Origin of the sequence: Bordetella holmesii (genome assembly GCF_020735985.1) — a bacterium.
GTDB lineage: Bacteria > Pseudomonadota > Gammaproteobacteria > Burkholderiales > Burkholderiaceae_B > Bordetella > Bordetella holmesii.
In genome coordinates this window covers 2,634,192-2,651,468 of sequence record NZ_CP085973.1, presented here as the reverse complement: position 1 = coordinate 2,651,468, position 17,277 = coordinate 2,634,192, and the positions used below count along the sequence as shown (strand labels likewise).

Annotated in this window: 13 protein-coding genes and 3 pseudogenes; 3 read left to right on the top strand and 13 right to left on the bottom strand. The window is 61.0% G+C overall.

Translation table 11 applies throughout. From position 1 onward, the window contains the following. Positions 1-7: 7 nt before the first annotated feature. From LK440_RS12665 to fdxA, 11 genes and pseudogenes are all read right to left on the bottom strand, one after another. Complete coding sequence (locus tag LK440_RS12665; protein WP_005012103.1) at positions 8-2,107, bottom strand: phosphocholine-specific phospholipase C; 2,100 nt, start codon at positions 2,105-2,107, stop codon at positions 8-10. 141 nt (positions 2,108-2,248) lie between these two features. After that, positions 2,249-3,088, bottom strand: a complete 840-nt coding sequence (locus tag LK440_RS12660) for a branched-chain amino acid aminotransferase (protein ID WP_005012106.1) — start codon at positions 3,086-3,088, stop codon at positions 2,249-2,251. Between the two features lie 149 nt (positions 3,089-3,237). After that, positions 3,238-4,221: pseudogene (locus LK440_RS12655) on the bottom strand (branched-chain amino acid ABC transporter permease). Further along, positions 4,218-5,105: a branched-chain amino acid ABC transporter permease gene (locus LK440_RS12650; RefSeq protein WP_005012108.1), complete on the bottom strand. Its 888-nt coding sequence runs from the start codon at positions 5,103-5,105 to the stop codon at positions 4,218-4,220. The pseudogene LK440_RS12655 and the gene LK440_RS12650 overlap by 4 nt, the downstream one beginning before the upstream one ends. A gap of 90 nt (positions 5,106-5,195) precedes the next feature. Continuing rightward, positions 5,196-6,410 (bottom strand): annotated as a pseudogene (locus LK440_RS12645) (ABC transporter substrate-binding protein). A gap of 44 nt (positions 6,411-6,454) precedes the next feature. Continuing rightward, a pseudogene (locus LK440_RS12640) lies at positions 6,455-7,577 on the bottom strand (IS3 family transposase). Between the two features lie 274 nt (positions 7,578-7,851). Next, positions 7,852-8,487 carry an endonuclease III gene (gene nth / locus LK440_RS12635; protein ID WP_005012115.1) on the bottom strand — a complete coding sequence of 212 codons (636 nt, stop codon included), beginning with the start codon at positions 8,485-8,487 and terminating at the stop codon, positions 7,852-7,854. Positions 8,488-8,507: 20 nt separating this feature from the next. After that, complete coding sequence (gene rsxB / locus LK440_RS12630; protein WP_005012117.1) at positions 8,508-9,146, bottom strand: electron transport complex subunit RsxB; 639 nt, start codon at positions 9,144-9,146, stop codon at positions 8,508-8,510. Between the two features lie 50 nt (positions 9,147-9,196). After that, positions 9,197-10,423, bottom strand: a complete 1,227-nt coding sequence (locus LK440_RS12625; RefSeq protein ID WP_005012119.1) for a polyhydroxyalkanoate depolymerase — start codon at positions 10,421-10,423, stop codon at positions 9,197-9,199. 136 nt (positions 10,424-10,559) lie between these two features. Next, on the bottom strand, positions 10,560-11,357 hold the full coding sequence (locus LK440_RS12620; protein WP_005012120.1) for a ferredoxin--NADP reductase: 798 nt from the start codon (positions 11,355-11,357) through the stop codon (positions 10,560-10,562). A 30-nt stretch (positions 11,358-11,387) separates the two neighbouring features. Then, positions 11,388-11,711: a ferredoxin FdxA gene (fdxA, locus tag LK440_RS12615; RefSeq protein WP_005012127.1), complete on the bottom strand. Its 324-nt coding sequence runs from the start codon at positions 11,709-11,711 to the stop codon at positions 11,388-11,390. A gap of 164 nt (positions 11,712-11,875) precedes the next feature. Here fdxA and pncB point away from each other — a divergent pair, with 164 nt between their 5' ends. Then, positions 11,876-13,051, top strand: a complete 1,176-nt coding sequence (gene pncB / locus LK440_RS12610; RefSeq protein ID WP_005012129.1) for a nicotinate phosphoribosyltransferase — start codon at positions 11,876-11,878, stop codon at positions 13,049-13,051. Between the two features lie 38 nt (positions 13,052-13,089). Beyond that, on the top strand, positions 13,090-13,443 hold the full coding sequence (locus LK440_RS12605; RefSeq protein WP_005012130.1) for a RidA family protein: 354 nt from the start codon (positions 13,090-13,092) through the stop codon (positions 13,441-13,443). Between the two features lie 30 nt (positions 13,444-13,473). On the opposite strand, the gene LK440_RS12600 is transcribed toward LK440_RS12605, so the two are convergent. Next, complete coding sequence (locus LK440_RS12600) at positions 13,474-13,938, bottom strand: flavodoxin family protein (RefSeq protein WP_227944840.1); 465 nt, start codon at positions 13,936-13,938, stop codon at positions 13,474-13,476. A 47-nt stretch (positions 13,939-13,985) separates the two neighbouring features. After that, on the bottom strand, positions 13,986-14,819 hold the full coding sequence (locus tag LK440_RS12595; RefSeq protein WP_025341344.1) for a M90 family metallopeptidase: 834 nt from the start codon (positions 14,817-14,819) through the stop codon (positions 13,986-13,988). Between the two features lie 202 nt (positions 14,820-15,021). On the opposite strand from LK440_RS12595, the gene LK440_RS12590 reads away from it, so the two are divergent. Beyond that, positions 15,022-17,268, top strand: coding sequence for a RelA/SpoT family protein (locus LK440_RS12590; RefSeq protein WP_005012137.1), 2,247 nt, complete (start codon positions 15,022-15,024; stop codon positions 17,266-17,268). The last annotated feature ends 9 nt before the right edge of the window (positions 17,269-17,277 follow it).

The following is a 17,277-nucleotide window of genomic DNA, read 5'->3' as shown; positions in this document are numbered from 1 at the left end:
GTTGCTTTCAAACCGTGAGCTTCAGCGGCCCGCCCATTGCCGGATCCGATACGGAGGGCTGGCCGTTCTCCATGCGGCCCGCCATCCGCCGGTAAAACGCCGTGTCGTCCGGGCTGTCGACTTCGACGTCGTACCAACGGCCGGTGGCGGCCACGCTCCATTGCACGCTGGCCTGCCCGCCGGGCTGCAGCACCAAATGCTGCGGCGGGAGGTCTCCATACGTGTTGCCGGCCAGTCGCAAATGGTGGCGATGCGTGTCCCGGTTCACCATCGTCAATTGCAGCATGTGTTGCCCCGGCCGATAGTCCAGCCGCATCAGCACCGGCATGTTGCCGGCATACCGCCAGTGATAGCCATTGGGGCCCAGAACCCACAGATCGTAGGGAGTTTGCTGCCAGACGTCGCGCAACTGCTTGCCCGCCTCGACGGTATAGCGGCGCGGCGGGTCCTCTAAACGCCTGCGATCATAGACGTGAAAGACGGCAGCGGCCTGCCCGGCATTGATGAACTCCAGTTCGATGCCACGTTCGTTTACTTGCTCATGGATATGCAGCGCATAGGGCAATGCCCGTGAGGGGCGTGTCCCCTGGGACTGGTAGGCCACGGCGGGCTCGTCGGGCGCAACCGCCAGGGTGGTCTGCGGCAACGCGCCAGCACGCGTGGCGAGAGCTGCCGTGGGCGGCAGCTCGGGCAGCGCCGCGCTAGCCTCGGCGGTAAAGTCGAAGATCGATGTCAGATCGCCACATACGGCGCGCCGCCAGGCCGAGATGTTGGGTTCCGCCACGCCGAAGCGCCGCTCGATGAACTGCAGGATGGAAGTGTGATCGAAGACCTCGGAGTTGACCCAGCCACCGCGCGTCCATGGCGAGATAACATACATGGGCACGCGTGGCCCGAGGCCATAGGTAGCACCGCACAAACGGCCCAGATCATCCTTCTCTACACCGGTGACGATCTCGTGATACTCGCCGGTAGTATCCACGGTGGAAGCGCCTGACCACTGCATGTGTGGGGGCCCGTCGTGGCGTGACGGCGGTGCCGGAGGGGGCATATGGTCAAAAAAACCATCGTTCTCATCGAACATAAGCAAGAGCACGGTCTTGCTCCAGACTTGCGGATTGGCCGTCAATGCCTTGAGTACCCTTGCGGTGTAATCGGCGCCTTGTGCCGGGCTGGAAGGGCTGGGATGCTCCGAACCAGTCTTGGTCGCGCATATCCAGCTGACCTGCGGCAGACGGTCTGCGCGCACGTCGTCTTCAAGACTGGCCAAGTCGTGAGTGCTAAGGGCTTGCTGCCGCAGTGCGTCCTCCGAACCCGCCAAATGGTGATAGGCGTCCCGATAGGTCTTGAATCCCGCCATCGGATTCAGCGAGTAGTTGTCGTTCATGTCCTGGTAGATACGCCACCGGATACCCGCGCGTTGCAGCCGCTCGGGGTAGCTCGTCCAGGTGTAGGCACGAGCGGGATCCCCGCCACTGAGCGTGTTGTAGGTGTTGCCCAAGGCCGGGCCGTTGCCGCGCCCCAGGCCGTCATTGCTGCCCGTCCAGGCAAACAGGCGGTTGGTATTGGTGCCGCCTGTGAAAGAACAGTGATAGGCGTCACAAACGGTAAAGGCCTGGGCCAGTGCGAACTGAAAGGGCAGATCCCCCTGAGCGAAGTACGCCATGGAGTGGTTTTGCTTGAAAACCGGCCACCGATGCATGCGGCCCATGTCCCAGGCGTCCTGGGCATTGGACCAGGTGTGCGGTGTGCCTTTAACGCGCATGAGCTCGAACATGCGTGCGGTGTCGAGGTGGAAGGGCCGCAGGATGCGCGGCGTGCCCTCGTCGTTGATCTGGTTCCAAACGGTCGCGTTGTGGCGACCGTGGCGGTCGGGCACGGGGATGGGGAACCGATCGCCGAATCCGCGCACGCCGGCCAGCGTGCCGAAATAGTGGTCGAACGACCGGTTCTCCTGCATGAAAACGACGATATGCTCGATATCCTCGATCGTGCCGGTGCGCCGTTGCGGTTCGATGGCCAAGGCCTGGCGAATGATGCTGGGCAGCACACCCATCGCCACGCCGGCTTTGGCCGTGCTGCGCAGAAACTCGCGTCGGTTCTTCATCGTCCCCGTCTCTCGTCGTCAACCGGCGCACACACGCAGTATGCCGCCTGGCAGCCAGCATACTGCGTCCGGACAGCCTACTGGGGAAGCAGGTCTGTCCCGCCGCAGGCGGCCACCGTCTGCGCCACCTGCCAACCGGGTTCAGGTCTGGCTTTCGGCGTAGTTCATGTAAAGACGATGCGCGCGCTGAGCCAGCGGACCGTAGGGAAGCTCGCGGTCTTCGACGCGGTTGACATGAACAACCTTGCCGTAATTGCCGGTGGAAAACACTTCATCGGCCTGTTCGATATCGGCGCGGGTGAGGCTGCGCTCCTGGACTTGGACGCCGTCGGTGCGCAGCAGCGCCAATACGCGTTGGCGCGTGATTCCGTTGAGGAAGGTGCCATTGGGTACCGGAGTGGCGACGATGCCGTCCTTGGCGATCCAAATATTGCTCGACGCAAATTCGGCCACGTTGCCGTCGCCGTCGCACATGATGGCGTTGTCGAAACCGCGCGAGGCTGCCTCGGCAATGGCACGCTGTCCGTTGGGATACAGGCAGGAGGCCTTGGCATCGGTGGGCGCCATGTTGGGCCAGGAGCGCACGAAGGGCGAAAAGCCCGCCGAAAAGCCCTGAGTGCCAGGCATGGGCACTTTGAAGACGTGCAGCACGAATTGTGTTTTCTCGGCATCCGGCAGCAAGAAGCCGTCAGCGCAATAGAACATCGGCTTGATATACAGTTCGGCGCCAGCCGGAAAGCGGGCGATGGCTTCGCGGCAAAGCGTTTCGATTTCAGCGGCGCTCAGTTTGGGCTTCATCAGCATGCGTTCGGCCGAACGGACCACGCGCTGGCAATGCAAATCCAGATCGGGCGTCAGGCCGCGAAAGGCACGCGCGCCGTCAAATACCATGCTGGCCATCCAGAAGGCGTGGTCGGCCGGGCCGAGCAGCTTGGGGTTGTCGGTCAACCACTGGCCGTTGTACCAGAAAAGGGCATCCATCTTGACTCTATCCTTGGAATCTCGTGCGCCCGCAGGCGCCAAGCTGCCAAGCATACCGGGGAACGGTTCGCACGTCGCGGGCGAGGCCAGGATGCACAAGGTCCGCCGCCAGGCTGGCAGGCGACGGGCGCGCGGAGGGCTTCCGGGGCTCAGGCGCGCGCGCTGCGACGGCGTTGCAGCCAGGCGCTGAACTCACCTACCAGTCCGCGGCGGAAGGTCATGACGCAGATCACGAAGATCAGGCCGATCACGATGGTGACGGACTCGCCCAGACGCAAGAACCAATCCGCGCCTGTCAGGTTGGCCATGAACTGGCCAAAGTCCCCGACTTTGTTCTCCAGCAGCACGATAACGAAGGCGCCAATGATGGGGCCGGTGAGAGTGCCCAATCCTCCGATGAGGGTCATGAGGATGACCAGCCCGGACATCTGCCAGGTGGCGTCGGACAGCGTGGCGGATACGAACACCAGGGTCTTGGTGGCCCCCGCCAGCCCAGCGATGGCTGCCGACAGCACGAAGGCCAGCAATTTGAACCGGTCGGTGTCGTAACCCAGGGAAATGGCGCGTGGCTCGTTCTCGCGCAGACCTTTGAGCACCTGTCCGAAGGGCGAGTGCACCGTGCGCCAGATGATGAAGTAGCCAATGGCGAATATTGCCATCACGACATAGTAAAGATTGATGTCCTGAGACAGGTCCAGCAGGCCGAGGAACTTGCCGCGCGGCACACCTTGCAGGCCGTCCTCTCCACCGGTGAACTTGGCTTGCAGAAAGAAGAAGAACACCATTTGCGCCAAGGCCAGTGTGATCATGGCGAAGTAAATGCCGCTGCGTCGGATGGCAATCGCGCCCATGACCAGGCCCAGAAGCGCGGCGATCAGCACGCCGAACAGCAGGCCCAGTTCTGTGGGCTAGCCCCACACCTTCAGGGCATAGCCTGCGGCGTAGGCGGCGCTGCCCAAAAAGGCAGCATGACCGAATGACAGCAGTCCGGTATACCCGAGCAGCAGGTTGAAGGCGCAGGCAAACAGCGCGTAGCACATCACCTTCATGGCAAAGATCGGATACACGCCCAGAAAGGGCAGGGCAGCGACGACGATTGCGACGGCAAAGTAGCCCAGAAGTTGACGGTTCATTTCTCTTTTCCAAACAGTCCGGCCGGGCGCAGCAGCAGCACGATGGCCATGATGATGAACACGACGGTGCTGGAGGCTTCGGGCCAGAACACCTTGGTCAGGCCTTCGATCACACCCAGGCCCAGGCCGGTGAGAATCGCGCCCATGATCGAGCCCATCCCGCCAATCACCACTACCGCAAACACCACGATGATGAGGTTCGAGCCCATCAGTGGCGAGATCTGCAGAACGGGGGCGGCCAGCACGCCGGCAAAGCCGGCCAGTGCAACGCCAAAACCATAGGTCAGCGTGATCATGCGCGGCACGTTTACGCCGAAGGCTTCGACCAGACGCGGATTCTCCGTTCCCGCGCGCAACAGGGCGCCCAGACGAGTGCGCTCAATGACGAACCAGGTCACCAGACAGACCACCAGCGATGCGACGACCACCCAGCCACGGTAGATGGGAAGAATCATGAAGCCCAGATTGGTTGCGCCACGCAACAGTTCCGGCGTCGGATACGGCTGGCCGGAAACGCCGTAGATACTGCGAAAAATGCCTTCGATCAGCAGCGTCAGGCCGAACGTCAGCAGCAATCCATAGAGATGATCCAGTTTGTAAAGATGACGCAGCAGTAGGCGTTCGATGATGATGCCAAACAGACCTACTACCAACGGAGCCACGACGAGCATGACCCAGTAGTTCAAGCCGAGGTAGGCCAGCCCCATCCAGGCCAGAAAAGCCCCCAGCATATAGAGCGCGCCGTGGGCGAAGTTGATGACGTTGAGCAGGCCGAAAATGACTGCCAGCCCCAACGAAAGCATGGCATAGAAGGAACCGTTGACCAGACAGAGCAGCAGTTGCCCTAGCAAAACCTGTATCGGGATGCCGAAAATATCAGTCATCTTGAGAAAATCCTGCGCGAGCGATGGTGATCGTTGCGGTGAGCGACGCAGCCTTGCCGGTCAGGCAAGGCTGCGTGAAGAATGGAAAATTTATTTCTTGACCAGCTTGCAGGTCGATTCGGACAACTTGGTGTAGACCTCTTCGCCCGGCAGGGTGGCCACGACCTTGTAATAGTCCCAAGGCGCTTTGGATTCGGCTGGCGTCTTGACCTGCATGAGGTACATGTCGTGGATCATGCGTCCGTCCTCGCGCACATAGCCGCCATGGGCGAAGAAGTCATCGATCTTGTTCGATTTGATTCATTTCATGAGTGCCTCGGGATCGTCCGTGCCGGCGGCCTTGACGCCTTTGAGGTAAAAACTCACGGCCGAATAGTCGGCAGCCTGCAGCATGGACGGCTTGCGCTTGACCTTGTCTTCGAATTTCTTGGCCCAGGCGCGCGAGGCGTCCGATTGATCCCAATACCAACCGTCGGTCAAGTACATGCCCTTGGTGGCCTCCAGGCCCAACGAGTGGATATCGTTGATGAAGACGAGCAGACCCGCCATCTTCATGGTGCTGGTCACGCCGAATTCGTTAGCGGCCTTGATCGAATTGATCGTGTCGCCGCCCGCATTGGCCAGACCCAGAATCTGGGCCTTTGAACTCTGGGCCTGCAGCAGGAAGGATGAGAAGTCCGACGCACCCAACGGCGCGCGCACCTGACCCTTGACCTCGCCGCCCGATGCCTTGACCACATTTGCGGTATCGCGCTCGAGGGCGTGCCCGAAAGCGTAGTCGGCCGTCAGGAAGAACCAGGATTTGCCGCCATCTTTCACCACGGCCGAGCCCGTGCCGCACGCCAGTGCGATGGTGTCATAGGCATAGTGCACGGTATAGGGCGAGCACTGCGAATTGGTCAGGTCAGAGGCGCCGGCGCCGATGGCAAAGAACGGCCGTTTCTTTTCGGCGGCGACCTGGGCCATGGCCAGGCTGGTTGCCGAGTTGGTGCCGCCTATGAGGACGTCCACTTTCTGCTGGTCGAACCACTCTCGGACACGCACCGATGCGACGTCCGCTTTGTTCTGGTGGTCTGCCGTGACCAGTTCGATCTTCTTGCCATTGATGCTGCCGCCGGCATCTTCGATGGCCATGCGGATCGCTTCGACGCCGCCTTTGCCATCGATGTCCGAGAACACGCCCGACATGTCGGTGATGAAGCCGATGCGTATGACGTCATCGGAGATGCCTTGAGCCTGAGCGGGTAGCCCGGCGACTCCCAGGCCCGCAAGGGCCAGTGCTGCAGTGATGGTGCGCAACTTCATGGGATGACTCCTCTTGCTGTGGTGGTACTGACCTGCCCCCAGATTTAGTACGGCACCGACATAGAGCCCAGGGGTAAAAGACCTTCTTTCTGATGAGCCTGCACGAATTGCGCCGGCGTTAAATATCCGAGCGCGCTGTGAGGCCGATCGGTGTTGTACTCGACTCGCCAGTTTTCGATCAAGCTTTTAGCCTGTCGCAGGGACAAGAACCAGTGCTCGTTAAGGCATTCGTCGCGGAACTTGCCGTTGAAACTTTCGATATAAGCGTTCTCCACCGGCTTACCCGGCCGAATAAACGACAGCTTTACGCCTGCTTGGTAGGCCCCCAGGCGTCCAAGGCTCTTCCGGCGAACTCTGGCCCGTTGTCCACGGTAATAGATCGCGGCAGGCCACGCATCTCCGCCAGCCGTTGCAGCACCATGGCAACACGCAGTCCCGGCAACGACGTATCGACCTCGATGGCCAGGCATTCGCGAGTGTAGTCATCGACGATAGTCAAACAGCGGAATCGGCGGCCATAGGCTAGGCCGTCGGCCACAAAGTCCATTGACCAACTCTGATTCGGCGCGATTGCCGCTGGGCGAACCACGCGCTCGGTCGCCGCGATTCGCTTACGCTTTCGTTTTCGCACGCTTAACCCTGCCAGACTGTACAGCCGCCAGATTCGCTTGTGATTTGCTTGCCAGCCTTCGCGACGTAAGAGCACATGGATCCTCCGATAGCCGTAGCGTCGTTTCGCCACTGCCATCTCTTTCATGCGCTCGGTCAGCGCAGCATCGCCTGAGCGTGTGCTCTCGTAGGCAAACAGCGACCGCGAAATTCCTACCAGCCCACAGGCCCGGGTAACACCCATGCTGCGCTCGGTCATTAATGTCCTGACCGCCTCGCGTTTGGCCTGCGGGCTGACTACTTTCGGCTTAGCAGATCCTGAAGCGCCGCCTTGTCCAGCATCGACTCGGCCAACAGCTTCTTGAGCTTGTTGTTCTCCTGCTCCAGCTCCTTGAGCCTCTGAGCGTCCGACACCGTCATGCCACCGAACTTCGCCTTCCAGTTGTAGTACGTTGCCTCGGAGATTCCGTGCTTGCGGCACAACTCTGCGGGCTTGGCACCTGCATCGGCTTCCTTGAGCACGCCGATGATTTGCTCTTCCGTAAATCGTTTCTTCATTGCCATTCCTTTGGGAACGGACTCTACATCGATTTCGTACTAATCACGGGGAGCAGGTCAATTCCGCTGTACCCGCGTTGGCTTTTCTAGAAGTTGCGGCGAGTATGAGGCACCTGCTCCCTCTAATTCCATGAGGGTTTTTCATAGGTTTTGCGCTGCGCAATGGGGGAATGTCCGTTGGGCGACATTGCGCCCGGTCGCCAGGGAGGGCGCCGGTTACATGCAGTCATCGCGGCGCACCAATCCGGCCGCGTGATGGCGCGCCGCGTTCAGGTCACGCAGCAGTTTTGCTGCGGAAGTCGCACAGGTCTGCAATACCGCATTGCGGGCACTTGGGCTTGCGTGCGACGCAAATATATCGGCCATGCAAAATCAGCCAATGATGAGCATCCTGTTTGAACTCGGCGGGCACCACTTTTTCCAGCTTGAGCTCGACTTCCCGCACGGTCTTGCCCGGGGCCAGACCGGTACGATTGGAGACGCGAAAGATATGCGTGTCCACCGCCATGGTGGGCATGCCGAAGGCGGTGTTGAGCACGACATTGGCGGTCTTGCGACCTACGCCAGGCAACGCTTCGAGCTCCTCCCGGCTCTGCGGGACATTGCCTCGGTATTGCTCAAGAATGATGCGGCTCGTGGCAATGGCGTTCTTGGCCTTGGTGCGGAACAGGCCGATTGTCTTGATGAACGCGGTCAGACCTTCCTCGCCCAGTTGGACCATGCCTTCTGGCGTGCCATGCCGCGGGAAGAATTTGCGTGTGGCGATGTTGACGGATTTGTCCGTGGCCTGAGCTGACAGCAGAACCGCGATCAATAGCTGAAACGGGGTTTCGTATTCGAGTTCTGTGGTCGGGTGAGGATTGGCAGCGCGCAGGCGCTCGAAGATTTCACGTCGTTTGGCGGCGTTCATGGTGATCTTGGCGGCTTCGCTCAGCCGCGTTGGCTGCGCCGCGCGCGGGCGCGGGCCAGCGCGGCCTCGATGGCAGAGCGCTTTTGCTCTTCATCAGAAAGGCTGGGCGGAGGTTCTGCCGCAGGCGCGTCAGCAGTCGCTGGGGTTTCGGCCATCAGGCGAGCGTTGTCGGAGGTTTCTCGCGCCAGTCTCGCAGCACGATCGATGTGCCGGTTGCGTGCGGCCTGAGCATCCAGATCGGTCCAGACGCGGCCGGCGGGTACCATGTCGATACAGTCCACCGGGCAAGGCGCCACACAGAGGTCGCAGCCGCTGCAAAGGTCGGGCAGCACCGTGTGCATGCGCTTGTTGGCGCCGACAATGGCGTCGACCGGACAGGCCCGGATGCACAGCGTACAGCCTATGCAGTGGGCCTCATCGATGCGGGCGACCAGCAAGGGACCCGGCTCGCCTCGGCTACGATCGAGTGGCAGTTCGGCAGTGGCCAGCAGCGCAGCGAGTGCCTTGACGCCATCCTGGCCGCCTGGCGGGCAGCGATTGATCGGCACGCCTTGTTCAGCGATGGCCTGGGCATACGGACGGCAGCCGTCATAGCCGCATTTAGTGCATTGCGTCTGTGGCAGTATGGCGTCAATGCGGTCGGTGATAGAAAGCGGCATACAAAGTGAAACGGGCCCCACGGGCCCGTCGGAGGTGCGGTGCGGGGCCGTCAGGCCTGACGGATGAATTCTGCAATTTTAGGGCAGACCTGTTCGCGCCAGCGCCGGCCCGAGAAAATGCCATAGTGCCCGGCGCCTTCTACCGTGTAATGCGTCTTGCGTGCAGCGGGGATGCCGCGACAGAGTTTGATGGCCGCGCGGGTCTGGCCTTGGCCGGAAATGTCGTCCAATTCGCCCTCGATGGTCAGCAGTGCGGTTTTCTTGATCGCCTGCGGATGCACCAACTGGCCGTCGATCTGCCAACTGCCTTCGGGCAGGCGGAACTCCTGGAAAACGATGCGTATGGTGTCGAGGTAGAACTCAGCCGGCATGTCCAGCACAGCGTTGTATTCGTCGTAGAAGCGGCGGTACGCGGCCGCGTCGCTGTCGTCGCCACGTAACAAGTCGAGATAGAAATCGTAGTGCGACTTGAGGTGCCGGTCGGGATTCATGGCCATGAAGCCGGCATGCTGCAGAAAACCGGGATAGACCTTGCGGCCGGCACCGGGGTAATTGAGCGGCACCGCGTGAATCAATTGGCTCTCAAACCAGGAGTATGGTTTGGTCGTCGCCAGGTTGTTGACCTGAGTAGGCGATTCGCGTGGGTCAATGGGCCCGCCCATCATGACCATGCTGCGTGGCTGCACGGCTTCATCGGCACTGGCCATCAGCGAGATGGCAGCCAACACCGGCACCGTAGGCTGGCACACCGAAATCACATGCAGGTCCGGACCCAGGTGCCGGATGAAATCCTGTACATAACGGACATAGTCATCCAGATGGAAGGGGCCCGCCGACAGTGGCACCATGCGAGCGTCCACCCAGTCGGCCACATAGACATCATGTGCCGGCAGGAGGGCGCGTACGGTGTCGCGCAGCAATGTTGCGTGGTGGCCCGATAGTGGTGCGACCACCAACACGCGGGGGTCTTCGCGGGCGCTGGTGCGGCGCAGGTCGCGCTGGAAATGCACCAGACGACAGAAGGGTTTGTCCAAGGCCACCGCTTCCATCACCTTGACTGCCCGCCCGTCGATGGTCGTGCTGTCCAGGCCCCAGGCAGGCTTCTGGTATTCCTTGCCGATGCGGTAGATCAGTTCGCAACTGGCCGCCAGTTGGCGCGACAGCGGTGTGTATGCCAACGGGCTATAGGGACTGGAGAAGAGTTGCGAGCTCGCATCCGTGAAAGCCGCCAGGGGCCGCAGGAAGGCCCGCTGCATTTCGTGCAATTCGTACAGCATCTGGCGCAAATCCTAGAATGGCAGTGATTTATTATTGCTGTGGACTATAACGGTATTTCGAGAATGTCTGATTAGCGGCCGAATGGCAGCTGGTTTTGTTGTGAAAAAGCACCGGTGACGCGATCTCCCGGCGCATTCACCAGTAATTTTCGACTGCCAGATTGCCCGGCATCCCACGGCGGCCAGGGGCAAAGCCACGCTCGGACAGCAGTTTTCGGGCATCGGCGAGCATGGCCGGATTGCCGCAAAGCATGATTTTCACTGCGGCTGGATCCAGCTTTTCGTGCAGCAGGGTTTCCAGGCGGCCATCGGCCAGGAGCGTCGTCAGGCGCTCTTGCGGCACGCCAGGCAGGCCGGCGCGGGTTGCTATCGGGAGATAGCGAAACTTGCCGGGGGTTTGGGCAAAATAAGGTGCCAGATCGGGGCGGCGGTGCAGGTTTTCGATTTCTGCGCGGTAGGCGAGTTCTTCGGCATGGCGCACGCCGTGCACCAGTGCGATGCGATCGAAGCGCTGCCAAGTGGCTGGGTCGCGCAGCATCGATAGATATGCCGACAAACCCGTGCCCGAAGCCAGCAGCCATAGCGAGCCGCCCGGCTCAAAACGGTCAGGGGTCAGAAAACCAAAGGGTTTTTTCTCGACATACAGCGCGTCGCCGGGCTGCAAGGCGGCCATGCGCGGACTGAATTCGCCTTCGGGAACGACGATGGAATAAAACTCCAGCGCATCTTCGCCGGGCGAGCTCACCATGGAGTAAGCGCGCCAGATGGTGGGTTCGGCGTCCGGGGCATGGTGCGCCGGCAAGCCCAGGCGGGCGAACTGGCCCGGCTGAAATTCAAAATCCGAATCGCGTGTCAGCCGTAGAGAAAGCAGCTTGCCTGGGACCCAGGTGTGGACATCGAGGACGGTCTGGCGGGTGTATTTGCTATCGGTCATGGGCAGGGCGCGGCCGCGACGCGGGCGCGCTCATCGTTCGAGATGCTGCAGCTTGTCCTGTTTGCCATTCCAGTCATCGGCATCGGGCAGCGGCTTTTTGGCACGGCTGATACTGGCGAACTCCCCGGCCAACTCGGCATTGAGGGCGATGAATTTCATCTGATCCTGAGGTACGTCCTCTTCTGCATAGATGGCGTTGGCTGGGCACTCGGGGATGCACACCGCGCAATCAATGCACTCATCGGGGTCGATCACCAGAAAGTTCGGACCTTCCCGAAAACAGTCCACCGGACATACGTCAACACAGTCCGTGTACTTGCACTTGATACAGTTTTCGGTAACAACGTGGGTCATTCTGGATAACTCCGGGATCGGCGGGCTGGCGCTTTACTTTATTGATTAGCCGATTTTACCCGAGCGAGGCCAGGGAGCACGATAACCCCGCAAGCGGGCAGGGTGTCCCGGCCGGGAACAGGCCCCGATATGCTATGGTTGCCGCAACTAGCCCTTAAAGCATCATGATTATCACTTCGCTGCTCGACACCGACCTGTATAAGTTCTCCATGATGCAGGTGGTGCTGCACCATTTCCCGGCCGCCGAGGTCGAGTATCGCTACAAGTGCCGCAATCCGGGCGTGAATCTGCGCCCCTACCTGGACGAAATCCGCCAGGAGGTCCATGCACTGTGCCAGTTGCGCTTTACCGATGACGAGTTGGACTATCTGCGCGGGCTGCGCTTTATAAAAAGCGATTTCGTGGATTTTCTGGGCCTGTTCCATCTGCCGGAGCGGTGCATTTCCATCGGTGAAGGCAAGGACCCGGGCGAAATCTCCATCACGGTCAAGGGCCCGTGGCTGCATACCATTTTGTTCGAGATCCCGGTTCTGGCCATCGTCAACGAGGTCTATTTCCGCAATATGCAGCCCAGTGCGGATTGGGAAGAGGGTCGCAAGCGCCTGCAGTCCAAGATGCATCTGGTGGTGGACGATCCGGCGCTGGCGGATTTTCGGGTGGCCGAATATGGTACGCGGCGCCGCTTTTCCAAGCGCTGGCACGAGGAAGTGGTCACCACCATGAAGGCGCAGATGGGGGCGAATTTCGCCGGGACCAGCAACGTGTTGTTTGCCATGCAAAACAATGTGCTGCCGCTGGGCACCATGGGCCATGAGTATCTGCAAGCCTGCCAGGCTCTGGGCCCACGACTGCGCGACTCTCAGGTCTTCGCCTTGGAGGTCTGGGCCAAGGAATACCGGGGCGATCTGGGCATTGCTCTGTCCGATGTCTACGGCATGGACGCCTTTCTGCGTGATTTCGACATGTACTTCTGCAAGCTGTTCGATGGCGCCCGGCATGATTCCGGCGACCCGTTCGTCTGGGGCGAGCGACTGCTCGAACACTATCGCAAGAACCGTGTCGATCCACGCACCAAGACCCTGGTATTCTCCGATTCGCTGACCTTCCCGCGCGCCATCGAACTGGCCCGGCAGTTTTCCGGCCGCTGTAAAGTGTCGTTCGGAATCGGCACTAATCTCACCAATGATCTGGGGCATCAGCCGCTGCAGATCGTGATGAAGATGGTTCGATGCAACGGTCAGCCAGTTGCCAAGGTGTCGGATGCTCCCGAAAAGACCATGAGTGATGATCCGGCCTATCTGGCCTATCTGCGGCAGGTCTTCCAGTTGCCGCCAGCCTGACCTTATTTTTCCGTCTCCATACTTTTAAGGGGAAGTTTATGAGCAGCATCAAGCGCTTCAACGTTGAAAAGCGCCTGTCCGATATGGCCGTCTACAACGGCGTAGCCTATCTTGCCGGCCAGGTGCCCGACGACGCCTCGCTGGACATTACCGGTCAGACCCAACAGGTCCTGGCCACCATCGATCGCCTGCTGGCTGAAGCCGGCACCGATAAAACCAAGATCCTGATGGCCCAGATCTACGTGGCCAACATGAAGGAATTCGATGGCATGAATAAGGCGTGGGACGCCTGGGTGCCGGCAGGCAATGCGCCGCCGCGCGCTACCGTCGAGGCCCGCCTGGCCAACCCTGACTACAAAGTCGAAATCGTAGTGACCGCTGCCATCGCCTGATGGCTGCGCGCCCCTGGTGCCGGTCAGGCATCAGGGGTTGGCGCCCAGAAGCAGAGTGGCTGCCAGCAATCCCCCCAATTCTTCGGCGCTTGCCCGGGCCTGCGGTTCCACGTCCTTGGCAGCGAGGATGGCCTCAGGGGTCTGCGCGCCGTTGCGTGCGATAAGGGCGGGGCAGATCTGCTTTAATCTCCAGCCGGTGCAGATGCGTTCGATCTGACTGCAAGCACCGCGGCCATCGCTGCCCGCGCTGATTGCCAGGCCATACGGCCGGCCCGCCAGACGTTCCAGCACGTCGTAATAGCTGCGATCGAAGAAGGCTTTCATTTCTCCGCTGACGCTGCCCAGATTCTCGGGTGCACAGAAAAGGAAGCCATCGGCGGCCAGCAGGTCGCAACTTTGGGCTTGCGTTGCGGCAAGGCGGCGTACGCGAAAGACATCCGTATGCTCCAGGGCGGCTGCCGCGCTCAGCGCGCCAGTTTCGGCGGACTCGGCCAGTTGAAGGGCTGCACCCGTGCGCGAATGCTACACGATGAGAAGCTCTTTCATGCCAGCCTCGCTGCCGGGTCCTGGCGATAGTAGCTGCTCAATAAGGCATACCAGTGCGGCATGCTGCGAGCCAGCGCCCAGGGGTCGACAAAAAAATGTTCAGAGCTCACGGCAAAGAACTCCGCTTCGTCGCTGGCGGCATAAGGATCGAGCGGCAACTGGCCATACCAAGGGTCGGCCTCATCGCTTTCGGGATCGACATCGGCGGGAATACTCGCTTCGATCTCATCCAATGCCGTGCAAAAGTGTGCCAGGCTGGTTTGCAGCACCTCGCGCCATACCCGTGGGCGCAGATCGCGGTAGGCGCTCAAGTCGGGCGTCCCGTCGGCGTCTCCGGCCTGCAGATCCAGTTTGTGGGCGAATTCATGAATGACGACATTGAAGGCGCCCTGTGCGTTGGCTGCGTCGTCCCAGGAAAGCACCACAGGCCCGCCGTCCCAGGCTTGGCCGGCGGCCTCTTCCATATACTCATGCACCACACCATCTTCGTCCTGCACCGACTGCGCAATGGCAAATCCCGAGGGATACACGATAATCTCGTCCCAGCCTTCGTACAGCCGCGGATCCAGTTTCAGAATGGGCAGGGCGGCTTGCGCGCAGATCGCAAGCCGCATGAAGTCGGTGAGCTGCAGGCCGGCAGCTCCGTTGATCTGCTTGCTGGCGAGCAGCCAGGCGGCACGCCGGCGCAACTCGCTCAGATCGGTGTCGATCAGCGCGCCCAGGAAAGGATAGGCCTCTAGCACATCTTTCCAGAGTGGCTCGGGTATGCGGGCCTGCATCGCGGCGACGGCATCGGCTTTGGCGCCGCGCCCGCTCAACCATCTCAATATGTCCATATATCCTTTCGCTACACCTGACAGGCGGGCATGGTCAGCCCTAGTGTAGAGTGTGCGAATTATTTCTAAAATGCCAGACTTCGCCGGTCTTCCGGTTGGGGATACATCCGCTGCCTGTTGCGGGCGCCAAACGGCGCACCGGGATTTTTGACACCGGGCTGAATCTCCTTCTTTTTCGAATTACGTCGCGCCTATCATGTCCGCCACTGAAACGTCCCCGCTGCCCGAGCCTTTCGATTTGGCCTGGCACCAGGCGGCCAGCGCCGGCCTGGATGCCGCTGGCGCGCAACTGCTCGCGCGTGCGGCGGCTTGGGCGTTGCCTCGTTGTGGCGATCAGGTAGCTGTCACCGGTGAGAGCCTGACCCATCATGCCGCCGGGGCGGTGCGTATTCTCGCTGAACTGCATACCGATGCGGCGACCCGCGCTGCCGCATTGCTGGCCACGCTGCCGGCCGACCTCAACGTTGCCGCGCCCGCGCTGCGTAATGATCCGGTGGCAGTTGAGTTCGGTGCGGAAGTGGCCCGGCTGGTACAGGGCGCGCGCGCCCTGTTGCGCCTTGGCATCGTTGCTCGCCAGGCCAGCGACAGCGCTGCCGACACCGGCTCTCAAAAAGAAATGCAGCGCAAGATGCTGCTGGCCATGGCCGCCGATCTGCGTATCGTGCTCATGCGGTTGGCCTCGCGTCTGCAGAGTCTGCGCTGGCATGCCGAAACCAAGACGCCCTGCAGCGCCTCTTTCGCGCAGGAAACGCTGGATCTGTACACGCCTCTGGCCAATCGGTTGGGTATCTGGCAGCTCAAATGGGAGCTGGAAGACCTCTCTTTCCGTTTTCTGGATCCGGTCCGCTACAAAGAGATTGCCAAGCTGCTCGAAGAGAAACGCGTCGAGCGCGAAGCCTTTATCGCCGATGCCATAGAAAGGATGCAGGCGGCGTTGGCGCGAGCCGGCATCAGGGGCGAGGTCAGTGGCAGGCCCAAGCACATTTACAGTATCTGGAACAAAATGCGGCTAAAACGGCTGGATTTCTCCCAGATGTATGACCTGCGGGCCCTGCGTATCATTGTCGACGATGTGCGGGATTGCTACGCAGCGCTGGCGCTCGTGCATGAGCTGTGGGTGCCGCTGCAAGATGAGTTCGACGACTATATTTCGCGTCCCAAACCCAATGGCTACCGCTCTTTGCATACGGTGGTGGCGGATCAGCAGGGAAGGGCGTTCGAAGTACAGATCCGTACCCACGAAATGCATCAGTTCGCCGAGTATGGCATGGCGGCGCACTGGCGCTACAAAGAAGCAGGCTCGCGCGGCGGCCAGGTGACTGCCTCCAGTGACTACGATCGCCAGTTGGCGTGGATGCGCCAACTGTTGGCCTGGAACACCGACGTCGAGACTTCCAAAGAGGCCGGTGAGCCCGCGGGTAAGGACGTCCTGCGTCCGGCCCTGCACGAGCCGGATGAGCGCATTTATGTGTTGACGCCTCAGGCTCGCGTCATTGAGTTGCCCAGAGGGGCAACGCCAGTCGACTTCGCCTATCACTTGCACACCGACCTTGGACACCGCTGCCGCGGCGCCCGGGTCGATGGTCAAATGGTGCCGTTGCAGACGCGCCTGTCCACTGGGCAGACGATTGAGGTCATCGCCGCCAAATCAGGCGGGCCCTCGCGCGACTGGCTCAATCCTCAACTCGGCTATCTGGCCAGTCCCCGGGCACGCGCCAAAGTGCGGCTCTGGTTCAATGCCATCGAACTGCAACAGCGAATCACGCAGGGGCAGGCGATGGTTGAGAAAGAACTACAACGCCTGGGCAAGACGGCCGTCAATCAGGAGCAGTTGGCCCAGAACCTGGGCTTTGCCAAAGCTGACGATCTCTATGTGGCCGCGGCCAAGGAAGAGTTCAGCCTGCGGCAGATTGACAGCGTGTTTCAGCAGCCGGTTGCCGCAGCGGCGCCATCGCCGGTGCTCACCCATGCCCGCAGTGTCGATAGCGCCGAGAAGGCAGGCAAGAGCGGTGTGCTGGTCGTCGGGGTGGGGTCGTTGCTGACACAGCTTGCGCGCTGCTGCCGGCCAGCGCCGCCGGATCGGATATGCGGCTTCGTTACGCGTGGGCGTGGCGTATCCATCCATCGGGCCGATTGTCACAGCTTCCAGGCCTTGGCCGAGCGGGAGCCCGAGCGGGTGATCGACGTCGAATGGGGAAACACATCGGATAGCTTCTATCCGGTGGATATCAGCGTGCACGCCCATGACAGGCCGGGGCTGTTGCGAGACCTGTCCGAAGTGTTCGCGCGTCTGCGGCTGAACGTGGTGGGCGTGAACACCCAGAGCAAGCAATCGCTTGCACATATGGTGTTCACGGTAGAGGTGCGCGGTGGAGACAGCCTGCAAAAAGCGCTGGATGCGCTGCGCGAAGTCTCCGGCGTGTCCTCGGCCGCCCGTCGATAAGCGGCCGCT

Excerpts from the sequence above, each read along its gene's own strand:
- LK440_RS12665 (WP_005012103.1), bottom strand. The coding sequence starts at position 2,107 with ATGAAGAACCGACGCGAGTTTCTGCGCAGCACGGCCAAAGCCGGCGTG.
- LK440_RS12660 (WP_005012106.1), bottom strand. The coding sequence starts at position 3,088 with ATGGATGCCCTTTTCTGGTACAACGGCCAGTGGTTGACCGACAACCCC.
- LK440_RS12650 (WP_005012108.1), bottom strand. The coding sequence starts at position 5,105 with ATGACTGATATTTTCGGCATCCCGATACAGGTTTTGCTAGGGCAACTG.
- nth (WP_005012115.1), bottom strand. The coding sequence starts at position 8,487 with ATGAACGCCGCCAAACGACGTGAAATCTTCGAGCGCCTGCGCGCTGCC.
- rsxB (WP_005012117.1), bottom strand. The coding sequence starts at position 9,146 with ATGCCGCTTTCTATCACCGACCGCATTGACGCCATACTGCCACAGACG.
- LK440_RS12625 (WP_005012119.1), bottom strand. The coding sequence starts at position 10,423 with ATGCTGTACGAATTGCACGAAATGCAGCGGGCCTTCCTGCGGCCCCTG.
- LK440_RS12620 (WP_005012120.1), bottom strand. The coding sequence starts at position 11,357 with ATGACCGATAGCAAATACACCCGCCAGACCGTCCTCGATGTCCACACC.
- fdxA (WP_005012127.1), bottom strand. The coding sequence starts at position 11,711 with ATGACCCACGTTGTTACCGAAAACTGTATCAAGTGCAAGTACACGGAC.
- pncB (WP_005012129.1), top strand. The coding sequence starts at position 11,876 with ATGATTATCACTTCGCTGCTCGACACCGACCTGTATAAGTTCTCCATG.
- LK440_RS12605 (WP_005012130.1), top strand. The coding sequence starts at position 13,090 with ATGAGCAGCATCAAGCGCTTCAACGTTGAAAAGCGCCTGTCCGATATG.
- LK440_RS12590 (WP_005012137.1), top strand. The coding sequence starts at position 15,022 with ATGTCCGCCACTGAAACGTCCCCGCTGCCCGAGCCTTTCGATTTGGCC.